Below are 11,879 nucleotides of genomic sequence, written 5' to 3'. Positions count from 1 at the left end.
AGTAGCTCGTTGAGCTGCAAAGATAAAAATTGTTAACATTTATAATCTTCCGTTTTCCTCCATATTACTAGATTCCATTTTTTTCGCCTTAAACGCCGTGCCTTTTTTGAAATTATATAGTAAGGAGATGGAGCAAACCCGTGATTGTTCTTTGTGACTTATCCAAATTTTAGTATCGTTGAAATAACTTGTTGCTGTATAGTTATTCGTATAAAAGATATCACTGATGCTTGCCTTGGCCACCAATTTATCTTTAATAAACTTTTTTTGGATCCCTAAATCTACCGACCCTATGGCTTTAGTTATAATATTTCCAATTAACATTTGAGGTGTATAGAATGCATTTATATTAATACTATAGCCTTTGCCACATGTAATTTCCTGTTCCGTCTGTACGAGGAAAGAGGCTTTTTTTAAATTAAAGTTTGGAGAAGTGGAGCGGGTATGTGTGAACAGAATGGTATTCGTACTTGACCAGAAGGACAAGAAGTTTACCGGCACACTGATGGTAGCGGTCAATACCTTTTGAGTACCGACGTTGTCTTTAATGACGGTCAATAGCTCTTCTTGTGCCTGGTTGCGGATGATTTGTGATATGGCGTTTTTTGTCTGTGAATAATTTAATGCACTATAGTACTTTTCCTTCCACAACCCACCAATTTCTATTGAATTTGTAAATTGTGGTCTCAAATAGGGGTTTCCTGTTTGCACGGAATAATTATCTATATAATATTTATATGGATTCAAATCAAAGTATGAAGGACGTCTAATTCTTCGATTGTAGGAAAAAGTAAGGTAGTTGCTTCCTTCCATATTTAGATCTTTCTTCAGAAAGATGCTTGGAAACCAATTAAAATAATGTTGTGAAAGATCTGCCTGCTGTGCTCCCCAAAGTCGTCCCTGAACGATGGATTTCTCGCCTCTAAGTCCCAATTGATAATCAATTTTTGCCCATTTTCCCGTGTAATTTGCGTAGGTTGCATAAATTCTTTCTTTATAAGCGAATTCGAAATCGAGCGCTGGACTTGGCGTCCAATGTTGATCGAAGACCTGATAATTATTGGTGTTTATGATATCTGTCGCTGTAGACTTTAAGCCAATAGATAAGTTGTTTCCGTTTTTTACTATCCAGTTGTATTTCGCTTCGCCCGTAAATATTTTTGCTGTACTTGGATAATCTAATCTAAACAACGTATCGCTAATCACGCTACCTGTTGCATTCCAATCCGTGCTGTTGCTGATACTATTTCCAGTGCGTTTATTATGCGTATAATCGGCGATTATAGTGACTTTAGAGTGTAAACTGTCTGTTTCCCGAGCATAATTGAATCCAAGGTTTTGATAATTGGATTTCGATTCGGAAGGAAAACTGCCCGACGAAATGATATTTTTAGCTGGATCTTCGTAGCGCACTGTCGCACGGGCGGCGGAGGGCCCCGTAAAATTACTGTATTGGCCCGTGTAGGCTAATCCGAAAGATTCCCTTTTCGAGCGATCATATGTCACAACTGTTCTTATTCGGCTATTATTGTTTGTTTGTGTATTGTCTGTTGTTTGACTGTATAGACCATTATTGGGAAAGTTTCTCTGTTGTTTTAGTTCTTCATAGGATTTAGCGTGAGCGTAAGCATAGCTTGCGGTTAAACCAATTTTGCCCTTTCGATAATTTAAAGCGGTGTAAGGATTGTATGAGGCATATTTTCCGAGGCCTAGTCCATAGTCATTACCGATATAGCCATTGATTCCTTGCTTATCGTTTTTCTTCAAAATAATATTAATTATGCCACCGCTGCCTTCTGCATCAAATTCCGCTGAGGGATGCGCCATGATTTCAATGCTTTGGATATCACTGGAACGTAATGACTGAAGGTAATTCTTAAGATCGCTTCCTGCCAGATTAATACTTTTTCCGTCTACAAGAATGCGTGTGCCCATTATCCCGTTAATTGAAATTTGGCCGTTATTAACAAACACTCCTGGTGCTATTTTAAGCAAATCTAATGCTGATTTTCCAACAGCATTGGCTGTTTGCCCCACATTCATGATGAGACGGTCGATTTTTCGCTGTATGATCGGTCTGCGATGGTTTACCGTTACTTCATCTAGCACGAGGTTGGTTAAGCGTGATTTGGGAACTACAAATGCCATGGTTTCATTCGATTCCTTAATATCGATTTTTTGCTGCATTTTGAGTATTTTTTCAATATGAACTGAAGCGAGGTATGTTCCTTTTTCGTTGATGAATAACTGAAAGTTTCCATACTCATCGGCTATTTTCTCTATTGATGTATCTTTCATTGCATGTAATGGCTTAAATGAAACGGTCGCGTAGGGGACTGGATTTCCAGATTGATCGGAGACCTTTCCGATGACTGTGCTTTGAGCGAATAGCAAACTGTTAGTGAAAAATGTGATAAGAGTTACTACTATTAATTTGTTCATAAGTTTCGAATAATTACCCAAAGCTATATTCAACGATGTTTTTATTCAATTTTTTGGGATATATATTGGTTTTTTCGGGACGAAAGGAGTAAATTTAATGATAAGCTATTTTGAAATCTAAAGCTTTAGTTTTAATAATATGGCAAAGCTTTAGAAATAATTGCCTCGAAAACAAATTGGTGTATTGAACAGTTATAAATTAAGTGTACTTTCACAGCGTTTTTTAATAATGAAAGATATCCATTCTTTATGATCACAACCAAATATTTCAACTATAGGCAAATATTCAATTTAGCAGGGGCACATTTGATATGGCTTACACTTTGGTGCTCACTCGTGGCGGTTATCTATTATTTTTTTAACTGGCAGTGGATGATAATTCCGTGGGTTCCCTTGGCATTGATCGGGACGGCTGAAGCATTCTACGTTGGTTTTAAAAACAATCAGGCCTATGATCGACTTTGGGAAGCCCGAAAAATTTGGGGTTCAATTGTTAATTCTAGCCGGTCATTTACAGCTATGTTATATGCCTTTAACACCGAAAATGGTGATTCTACCGATTTAGTAGAACGGAGAAAAAGGATTGCTTACCGTCATATTGCCTGGCTGTATACGTTGAGGGAGCAATTGTTGGTCCCAACGGAATGGGAGCACATTAGTTTGAAAAAATATATTGGTTCTATGAATGTTAAAAGAAACAGACTTATAAAGGCTGGTTTTCCTGATTACAGTAGGACATCTATTTTTTTGAATAAATATCTTTCTACTGCGGAATTCAATGCACAGCGTCAATACAAAAACTTTGCGACATATTTGATTTCCCAACAAGCTAGGGAAGTAAATGCCTTGAAAAATGATAAGGTCATCTCTGATTTCAATCAAACTCAATTACAGAACTGTTTAAACCAATTTTATGATTATCAGGGGCAGGCAGAGAGAATCAAAAAATTTCCTTCGCCGCGGCAGTTTGCGAGTACAGCATTTGTGTTTAATGTTATTCTTATCATTCTGCTTCCATTGGGTTTAGTGAATGAATTTGCGAAATTGGGAGATTGGGGTATATGGACGAGTATTCCTTTTTGTGTGGTCATAGGATGGATTTATATTGTGATGGAACTGGTGGGTGACTATACTGAAAATCCTTTTGGAGGACTGATGTTTGATATACCGATGCTATCGATCTGTAGAACCATTGAGATTGATATGTTGCAGATCATAGGAGACGAAGATATTCCAGAGCCAATTGCTTCAAAAAATGGAGTTTTAGTTTAGGTTTCTACAGCATTATAGCTATGGTATTTTTGACTTCGGCGATCATAAATGAGCTATGCGTGCTTGCGATATGTTTTAGACTGGTCAATTTCGTTAACATAAAATTACGATAGTCTGCCATATCCTGCACACATATTTTTAATATATAGTCGAAATCTCCACTCACATGAAAGCATTCTGTTACTTCCTGAAGGTTCATCACCTCTTTTTCAAAATGTAAGATAAATTCTTTTTTATGTTGCACTAATTTAACGTGACATAATACCAAGAAATCTTTGTCTATTTTGCGTTTATCAAGTACTGCAACATATCCTTTAATAATTCCCGTATTTTCGAGTTTACGTACACGTTCGTAGACTGCTGTTGCTGATAAGTTAAGTTTGTGGGAAAGCTCTTTGGTTGTTTGTTTTGCGTCTTGTTGTAGGAGGAGCAGTAGTTTTCGGTCAATTTCGTCGAAATGCATAGATTTATTTTTGGTTTAATGATTCTTTTTTTTAATCAGATAGATTTTTTCACTAACAATCCTTTATATAATAGATTTATACTCTAATATAGCTATAATTTATTGTAATCTAATTTAAAATTCCCCAATTTTAAAGATAAAAACATGGAAGATTTTAACGCTGCAAATGAAATTCAAGATTTGCAATATTTTGGTGAGTTTGGAGGTGTGAATCCGTCGATATCGGACAGTTCTACTTATACATTTCTTTCGGCTAAAACGATGTTTGATACGTTCGAAGGAAATGGGGAAGGATGTTATCTTTATTCGAGACATTCATCTCCAATGAATTTATACTTAGCGCAGGCATTGGCAAAAATGGAAAATACCGCTGCAGCTAATGTAACATCTTCTGGGATGGGGGCCATAACTACGGTTCTCTTACAGCTCTGTAAAAGTGGCGACCATATTATTTCAAGCAGGACGATCTATGGGGGAACGTATGCTTTCCTTAAAAATTTTCTCCCACCTTTCCAAATTGAGACGACATTTTTGGATATTGATGATTTCGAAGCATTAGAAAATTCGATAAGACCCAATACAAAAATTTTGTACTGTGAAAGTGTGAGCAATCCGTTGTTGCGTGTGGCGGATCTGAGGAGGTTATCGACTCTCTGTAAAAAGTATAAGCTAAAATTGATTGTTGACAACACCTTTTCTCCTTTGTCAATTTCACCGATACGGTTGGGCGCTGATATTGTCATTCATAGCTTAACAAAGTTTATCAACGGTAGCAGCGATAGCGTTGGTGGTGTGTATTGTGCAAGTCAGGAATTTATCGACGAAACCAAAAACGTGAATAGCGGAGCTTGCATGTTGATGGGACCAACAATGGACAGCCTACGCTCGGCGAGTATACTGAAGAATTTGCGCACACTTCATATACGGATGAAACAACATAGCTATAACGCCCTCTATTTAGCCGAGCGGTTTGAGCAAGATGGATTGAAGATTTCTTACCCTGGACTGAATTCTCACCCCAATCATGAGTTAATGAAGAGCATGATGCATGAGGCGTATGGATTTGGTGGTTTAATGACGGTGGACGTGGAAACGACTGAGAGAGCTAATGAGCTGATGGAGTTGATGCAGGCTGAGAATTTAGGATATCTTGCTGTGAGTTTAGGTTTTTACAAGACACTATTTTCCTGCTCGGGTAGTTCGACCTCATCTGAAATCCCTGAGCAGGAACGTTTAACGATGGGGATTTCAGATGGATTGATCAGATTCTCGATTGGTTTAGATGACGATATTGAGCGGACTTATAGGAAAATGAGGGCATGTATGCAAAAAGTTGGCATATTGTAATGATCATCACTTAGAAAAACTTTAAGACATTATGTCATGTTTTGAATGCATGGAAGGAAATTTCGCTATCAAATGGGGTTGAAATAGAATCAATTGTCACGAGCACATCAGTATTTCGAGCGTAAGCTGCTAGAGGTGCAACGATATATCTTTTGGCATATCATTAGCGGTTCAACATATGTATTTCGTACAATATGGCAAAAAGACTTCTATTCATTTTATTCCTATTCATCGTAGGGGATTTCTATTTTTTTCAGGCTTTCATTACCGTTGCTAAAAGTTCAGTTTTTCACAGCATATATTGGTGTCTGGATTTATTGTTGCTTCTTGGAGTTTTCGCTCTATTTTTCTTGCGGAAGGCAGGTTATGAAATCCAGCGGTCAGCGACCAGTTTGATTACGGCATTTTTGATTGTTTTTATACCTAAATTGATCGCTATTCCATTTTTGCTCCTCGAAGATCTTACGCGTATTTTCCGCTCTTATCCGCCGCGTAGTGTTCTTTTGAGCGAGATCGTCCTACTCTGTGCGGTGCTCATGCTACTGATTATTTTTTTCGGGCTAACGAGAGGTCGTTATTTTTATAGAGTACGAGAAGAAATTGTGAGTTTTCCAGATCTCCCGGAGGCGTTTAACGGCTTTAAAATTACGCAACTATCAGATATCCATTCCGGGAGTTTATCCGATATGAAAAGAGTGCGTAAAGGTATTGAGTTAGCGAATGCTCAGAACAGTGATCTTGTATTGTTTACTGGCGATTTGGTCAATAATAGGGCTTCTGAAATGGAGCCATGGGTTTCAGAATTTAATCGATTGCAAGCTCCTTTCGGCAAGTTTTCAGTTCTTGGAAATCACGATTATGGGGATTATGTGCAATGGGATAGTGTCGAGTCAAAAATTTCAAACCTGAATAGACTTAAGGAAATTCACCATGAAATGGGATTTAAATTATTACTGAATGAATCAATAGCAATTGAAAAGCAAGGAGATCGTATTTCTCTCATTGGCGTTGAAAATTGGGGTAAAGGTGGATTTCATCAGTACGGCGATCTTGCTAAGGCTACTATTGGATTGAATAAGGATACTTTCAAAATTTTGATGTCTCATGATCCTTCCCATTGGGATCATGTTACCTTGGCTCACGATCAACATGTCCATTTAACCCTCGCTGGGCATACACATGGTATGCAGTTTGGGATCGAATTGTTTGGATTTAAATGGAGTCCAATTCAATATTTCTACAAACAGTGGGCGGGGCTGTATCAAAAGCACGGGAAATATCTCTATGTCAATCGTGGATTTGGTTTTCACGGTTTGAGAGGTCGAATAGGGGTATGGCCTGAAATCACTGTTGTTACCTTGAGAAAAAGCGATTAGACGCAATAGATAGTCAAAAAAACGCTAGTAAGATATGCGTTCTAATAGGCTCATATCTTACTAATGGAAATATTACTGACGACCTCAAAATCTGACATTCGATAATCGTCGTCAAAGAATAACCCATTTATATACCGTTGTATGGGGTAGAATAAATCTGCGGGCGCGTTACCGAAAAAGGTTTTAAAATCATTCGGAATAGAATACAATTTATTGTATTGACCTTTCCCCAAGCTGATACCACCGATTTTTTTCAAATAACCGGTTATTTTGTGTTTATGTTGATCAGAAAATATTTCTGTTGTTTCGACAAAATAATCTTCAATATAAAAATTACGGATGTCCTGAAGTTTGAGGGCACTTTTTGGATCTGGTTTAATGCGTCTAGCGTAGGAGACATCCACTAAAGTGCAGCTGGCTTTTTGTACCTTTGAAACATCAATAAAATATCCTTCATCAACCATCAGATGTTTACTGTCTTTATATATCCCTAGCAGCATCTCATTGATCTCCCGGTCGGAGTAATCCGATATATTAGAAGATCTTCCTAACTTCTCAAATGCAAGGCCACTATTACTCCAATGTTTTCTAATTCTATTAAGCTCGTGCTGTTGAAAAGTTTTTATTTTCTCCATAAATACTTTGTATAATTTATCTTTAGGAATTTTAAAGATAAATCTAAAACTTCACTTTCGTTAATTTTCAAGGACGTTAAGTGTAATTTGAAACAAATCTAATTTAACAGAATCCACGTTTCATACGTTTAAAAAATATTAACGATCGAATTTCAGTGTATTTGGAGACTAGAAACAGTCTTATTAAGGGCATTTTATTGAGCCGCTACGCTGCAACAGCTATTTTGTTCCTTTAATCTGTATATCCAATGTGAACTCGTCGTCTATTGCTCGGTTGCCTAAATCGGAGAAGAAACTCGCAGAACGATACTGTATATCAAAATCCAAACGATTTACTTTTACGCCGACAGCTTCTGCGGCTAGACCATCTACCGTCGTGGTGACTTTTGCCGGAAATGATATTGATTTTGTTTTATTCTTGATCGTAAGATTACCTGTTATGATTGGGTTTGCTTTGCTATTGTCAACTTTACTGATGACAAATTTCGCGGTGGGATAGCTCGGGACATTAAAGAAATCTTCATTTTTTAAATGTCCCGTCAATTTGGGAGCATCAGTACACGCCATGGAATTCATATCTATTGTAAAGTTACCGGCTATGATTTTTCCTTTATCGGTTTGTATGCTGCCTTCTTGTAGATTTATAATTCCTACATGTCCACCGACGACTTTTTTGGCGCTCCATTTGATCTTCGAAGATTGGGTATTCACCTTGTAATCGATTTTTTGGGCAAAAGCCATAGATGTAAAGCAAAGAACAGCCAGCGTTAAATTGATTCTTTTCATTGAAATGATTTATATGTACTCAAATATACACGGTCTTTTGCTTAATGTATATGTTGAAACTTACTTTTTTGTTTGTCGAATGTCAATATTCCAATTTGGCTTCTTCATTCATCAGCATGACCTATTAACTTTACACCAGTTAAATGAGGATCGAAATCATTTTCGTATCCAAATGTGGTCTATAAAAAAAGATGATATGATTAAATCGAAAGGTTATGCGGCAAAAGACAGTACTTCTCCACTTGAATACTGGGAATTTGAAAGAAGGGAGCTGGGTGCGAACGATGTATTAATAGATATCTTGTATAGTGGAATCTGTCATTCAGATATTCATCAAGTGCATGATGAATGGGGCGGTACACACTACCCGATTGTACCAGGGCATGAGATTGTCGGCCGCATTAGTGCGGTTGGTGCTGAGGTAACTAAATTTAAAAAAGGTGATCTCGCCGGTGTAGGCTGCATGGTTGCCTCGTGCGGTACTTGCGAAAACTGTAAAGCAGATCAACAACAATTTTGCTCAGAAAAGAAGACCGTCTGGACCTATAATAGCAAAGATGTAATGCATGATCACAGCTATACATTTGGTGGTTACAGCAATAATATTGTAGCGGACGCAAATTTCGTGCTTCATGTGCCAGAATCGTTGGATATTAAAAAAGTTGCCCCATTGCTTTGCGCCGGGATTACAACATATTCTCCATTAAAAAGATGGAATGTCAGCAAAGGCCATAAAGTTGGTGTATTGGGACTAGGTGGATTAGGGCATATGGCTGTCAAGATTGCGGTAGCGATGGGGGCAGAAGTTACCATGATTAGTCATTCGCCACGTAAAAAAGACGATGCGGCTTTGCTTGGCGCGCATAAGTTTTTAAATACGCACGAGGCCAATGAGATCAACGAGTTTTCGTCGTATTTTGATTTCATTATTGATACAGTATCGGCTCCTCACGATTACAACCTCTATTTGGCCCTGCTGAAAACCAAAGGGGTTTACATTTGTGTTGGAATTCCTGCTGCTCCTATGGAGATTAATGGCCGGTCCATTATGGGGGGCAATAAGGTCCTAACGGCGTCCAGTATTGGCGGAATACAAGAAACTCAGGATATGCTCGATTTTTGTGCAGAGCATAATATTCTGCCCGAGACAGAAATGATCGATATTGACTATGTCAATGAGGCTTACCAAAGGGTATTGGACAGTGATGTTAAATATCGATTTGTAATAGACATGTCATCTATCGAAAAGTAAGATATATAAGGGTCGACTCTCATTAGAGTGACCCTTTTTTCTACCCATCATTCGTTACTCCTCCACCGGCGAATGTTCGTTTTCCGCTAGAGTATTGCCCCAGATGCCTAATTGGAGCTTCGTTGTTTTATTAGTTCTTAAAACAGAGAATTCTTAAATTCTTCTTCCGGAATTATGCTCCTTATATTGCATTGGAAGATTGTTTTGTGTACGCCAGTGCTATGTTTTCCGAATTCGTTTTATGACAATTTTATGTGACAGGTTTTTGCGCGAGCGCGCTTCTAATAATGTAACTTTAATTTCTACACAGCGGTGTGATCCAGTTTTTTTAATAAATGGAACAATAAATAAATTGAATGAAAAAGATAGAAATACAACACACAGATTTGCAGATAGCACCACTAAATTTCGGTGGAAATGTTTTTGGATGGACGCTGAACGAACAACAGTCGTTTGAGATTTTAGACCAATTTGTAGGCGCAGGATTTAATTTTATTGATACGGCGGATACCTATTCGTGGTGGGTAAATGGCATAGGGGGGCAATCCGAGGAAATAATTGGTAAATGGTTGAAGAGCCGTGGCAATCGACAGGATATGGTAATTGCTACGAAAGTTGGCTCAGAAACTCAAGAGCATGGTTACGATATTTCAAAAAAACATATTTTAAAATCTGCTGATGATTCTTTGAGACGATTGGGAGTAGATCATATTGATTTGTACTACACTCATTTTGATGATAAGTTAACACCAGTGGAAGAGACACTATCGGCCTATGATGAACTAATTAAAGCGGGTAAGGTTCGATATATTGCAGCATCTAATTTGTCGCCAACAAGATTGATTGAAAGCTTTGATGCTGCCGAGAAGAATGGTTTACCAAAATATGTGGCCTTGCAACCACATTACAATCTCGTTGAAAGATCAAGTTTTGAAACAGATTACGCTCCATTGGTCGAAAAGTATGGTTTAAGTGTATTTCCCTATTGGTCACTTGCGGCTGGTTTTTTGACTGGTAAATACCGAACAGAAGCTGACTTCGACAATACTACTCGCGGCGGTGGGATAAAGAAGTATTTCGACAATAAAGGAAAAGCTGTCCTTAAAGCGTTAGACTCGATTGCTGAAAAACATGGAGTACAGCAGGCTAATGTCGCATTAGCTTGGTTATTGGCCAAACCGTTGATCACAGCACCAATCGTAAGTGCTACAAGTGCGACCCAATTGGAAACATTATTTGCTGCTCCAACGCTTAAATTGGATACAGAAGATATTCAATTGTTGAATGAAGTGAGTAAATGATAACTCTCGGTTTTATCTTTTAAGAACGCTTTGGTTCCCAAGTAATTTTTAAAATCTCCATCCTTCGTGGAGATTTTTTTATTTACTGCTGGGGTTGCAACAAATTAGCCAAGTAGCTATTTACCAAAAATATTGCAGTTTGTTTTAATAAACACTATAACTGATTATAGTTTTATTTAACTTCGGATTTTCAATTTTAATATGGATTTTAATGCGCTATTTTCGAAAAAAAATGCCCTTGATCGTCTTTCGGAAAAGGATATCTTACAGACCCATGACTATCTTGAGTTTGTAAAAGCTTTTTCGCGGATCACCTACCAAAGTATTTACCTGATAGATTATCAAAGTAAAGGCTTTGAATACGTTTCTGATAATCCTCTTTTTTTAGCTGGTTTGACCGCTATGGAAGTAATGGAAATGGGATATGCTTTTTATGAGAAATATGTTCCTGCTGATGATTTTCAGATGCTTATCAATATCAACGAAGCGGGGTTTGCCTTTTATGAAAAAATACCCATTGAAGAGAGAAAATTATACGTTATATCTTATGATTTTCAAATACAAAATGCTCCAAATAGACCAGTTTTGATTAATCATAAGTTGACGCCTGTCTTTTTAACAGAGGAGGGAAAAATATGGAAAGCCATTTGTATTGTTTCGTTATCCACCAATGTTTCTTCAGGGAATGTAGTGATCGAGAAACTTCATACTGATTTATTATGGGAGCTAGACCTGTTAACAGGAAAATGGACATCCCGAAATAAGATAAATCTCACAGCGCGCGAAATAGAAATATTGCGCTTTTATCATCGTGGACTTAGTATTCATGAAACATCCGAACGAATTTTCGTTTCCATCGACACGGTGAAATTTCACCGGCGGAAATTGTTTGAAAAGCTAGGAGTAAGTAATATGAATGAGGCACTCATCATTGCACTGAACAATCGGTTATTGTGATGATGAATGGAGTTGTGATCTCCAAAAAGAAGCTGTCTCAAATTTATT

Annotated in this window: 10 protein-coding genes; 6 read left to right on the top strand and 4 right to left on the bottom strand. The window is 37.6% G+C overall.

Annotation, left to right across the window (positions count from 1 at the left end; genetic code table 11):
- Positions 1 to 39 precede the first annotated feature (39 nt).
- Entirely contained in the window at positions 40 to 2,442 is a 2,403-nt protein-coding gene (locus B2W36_RS13315; RefSeq protein ID WP_293888144.1) for an outer membrane beta-barrel family protein, read from the bottom strand.
- Between the two features lie 249 nt (positions 2,443 to 2,691).
- Between B2W36_RS13315 and B2W36_RS13310 the strand changes: the two genes are divergently transcribed.
- Positions 2,692 to 3,714 carry a bestrophin family protein gene (locus B2W36_RS13310; RefSeq protein WP_209579183.1) on the top strand — a complete coding sequence of 341 codons (1,023 nt, stop codon included), beginning with the start codon at positions 2,692 to 2,694 and terminating at the stop codon, positions 3,712 to 3,714.
- 4 nt (positions 3,715 to 3,718) lie between these two features.
- Here the strand turns inward: B2W36_RS13310 and B2W36_RS13305 are convergent, their stop codons facing one another.
- A complete protein-coding gene (locus tag B2W36_RS13305; RefSeq protein ID WP_293884560.1) occupies positions 3,719 to 4,177 on the bottom strand; it encodes an Lrp/AsnC family transcriptional regulator in 459 nt (152 codons plus the stop codon).
- Between the two features lie 144 nt (positions 4,178 to 4,321).
- Between B2W36_RS13305 and B2W36_RS13300 the strand changes: the two genes are divergently transcribed.
- Positions 4,322 to 5,524 (top strand): aminotransferase class I/II-fold pyridoxal phosphate-dependent enzyme, encoded by a 1,203-nt coding sequence (locus B2W36_RS13300; RefSeq protein WP_293884561.1) that lies wholly within the window; start codon positions 4,322 to 4,324, stop codon positions 5,522 to 5,524.
- Between the two features lie 194 nt (positions 5,525 to 5,718).
- Positions 5,719 to 6,900, top strand: coding sequence for a metallophosphoesterase (locus B2W36_RS13295; protein ID WP_293884562.1), 1,182 nt, complete (start codon positions 5,719 to 5,721; stop codon positions 6,898 to 6,900).
- 50 nt (positions 6,901 to 6,950) lie between these two features.
- Here B2W36_RS13295 and B2W36_RS13290 read toward each other — a convergent pair whose 3' ends face one another.
- The gene (locus B2W36_RS13290; RefSeq protein ID WP_209579187.1) at positions 6,951 to 7,535 is read right to left on the bottom strand and encodes a hypothetical protein; all 585 of its coding nucleotides are present in this window, start codon (positions 7,533 to 7,535) and stop codon (positions 6,951 to 6,953) included.
- Between the two features lie 219 nt (positions 7,536 to 7,754).
- Positions 7,755 to 8,321: a YceI family protein gene (locus tag B2W36_RS13285; protein WP_293884563.1), complete on the bottom strand. Its 567-nt coding sequence runs from the start codon at positions 8,319 to 8,321 to the stop codon at positions 7,755 to 7,757.
- Between the two features lie 196 nt (positions 8,322 to 8,517).
- Between B2W36_RS13285 and B2W36_RS13280 the strand changes: the two genes are divergently transcribed.
- The 3 genes from B2W36_RS13280 to B2W36_RS13270 all read left to right on the top strand — a co-directional run bounded on the left by B2W36_RS13280 (position 8,518) and on the right by B2W36_RS13270 (position 11,831).
- Positions 8,518 to 9,573: an NAD(P)-dependent alcohol dehydrogenase gene (locus B2W36_RS13280; protein WP_293888142.1), complete on the top strand. Its 1,056-nt coding sequence runs from the start codon at positions 8,518 to 8,520 to the stop codon at positions 9,571 to 9,573.
- A gap of 356 nt (positions 9,574 to 9,929) precedes the next feature.
- Positions 9,930 to 10,874 (top strand): aldo/keto reductase, encoded by a 945-nt coding sequence (locus B2W36_RS13275; protein ID WP_293888140.1) that lies wholly within the window; start codon positions 9,930 to 9,932, stop codon positions 10,872 to 10,874.
- 201 nt (positions 10,875 to 11,075) lie between these two features.
- Entirely contained in the window at positions 11,076 to 11,831 is a 756-nt protein-coding gene (locus B2W36_RS13270; protein WP_293888138.1) for a response regulator transcription factor, read from the top strand.
- Positions 11,832 to 11,879 lie beyond the last annotated feature (48 nt).

This window comes from Sphingobacterium sp. UBA3549 (genome assembly GCF_002376635.1).
Lineage (GTDB): Bacteria > Bacteroidota > Bacteroidia > Sphingobacteriales > Sphingobacteriaceae > Sphingobacterium.
Note: the sequence above shows the minus strand (reverse complement) of the source record. Positions and strands in the feature narration are given on the sequence as shown.

What these genes read in the sequence shown, in the direction of transcription:
- B2W36_RS13315 (WP_293888144.1), bottom strand. Translation starts at nt 2,442, where the DNA reads ATGAACAAATTAATAGTAGTAACTCTTATCACATTTTTCACTAACAGT.
- B2W36_RS13310 (WP_209579183.1), top strand. Translation starts at nt 2,692, where the DNA reads ATGATCACAACCAAATATTTCAACTATAGGCAAATATTCAATTTAGCA.
- B2W36_RS13305 (WP_293884560.1), bottom strand. Translation starts at nt 4,177, where the DNA reads ATGCATTTCGACGAAATTGACCGAAAACTACTGCTCCTCCTACAACAA.
- B2W36_RS13300 (WP_293884561.1), top strand. Translation starts at nt 4,322, where the DNA reads ATGGAAGATTTTAACGCTGCAAATGAAATTCAAGATTTGCAATATTTT.
- B2W36_RS13295 (WP_293884562.1), top strand. Translation starts at nt 5,719, where the DNA reads ATGGCAAAAAGACTTCTATTCATTTTATTCCTATTCATCGTAGGGGAT.
- B2W36_RS13290 (WP_209579187.1), bottom strand. Translation starts at nt 7,535, where the DNA reads ATGGAGAAAATAAAAACTTTTCAACAGCACGAGCTTAATAGAATTAGA.
- B2W36_RS13285 (WP_293884563.1), bottom strand. Translation starts at nt 8,321, where the DNA reads ATGAAAAGAATCAATTTAACGCTGGCTGTTCTTTGCTTTACATCTATG.
- B2W36_RS13280 (WP_293888142.1), top strand. Translation starts at nt 8,518, where the DNA reads ATGATTAAATCGAAAGGTTATGCGGCAAAAGACAGTACTTCTCCACTT.
- B2W36_RS13275 (WP_293888140.1), top strand. Translation starts at nt 9,930, where the DNA reads ATGAAAAAGATAGAAATACAACACACAGATTTGCAGATAGCACCACTA.
- B2W36_RS13270 (WP_293888138.1), top strand. Translation starts at nt 11,076, where the DNA reads ATGGATTTTAATGCGCTATTTTCGAAAAAAAATGCCCTTGATCGTCTT.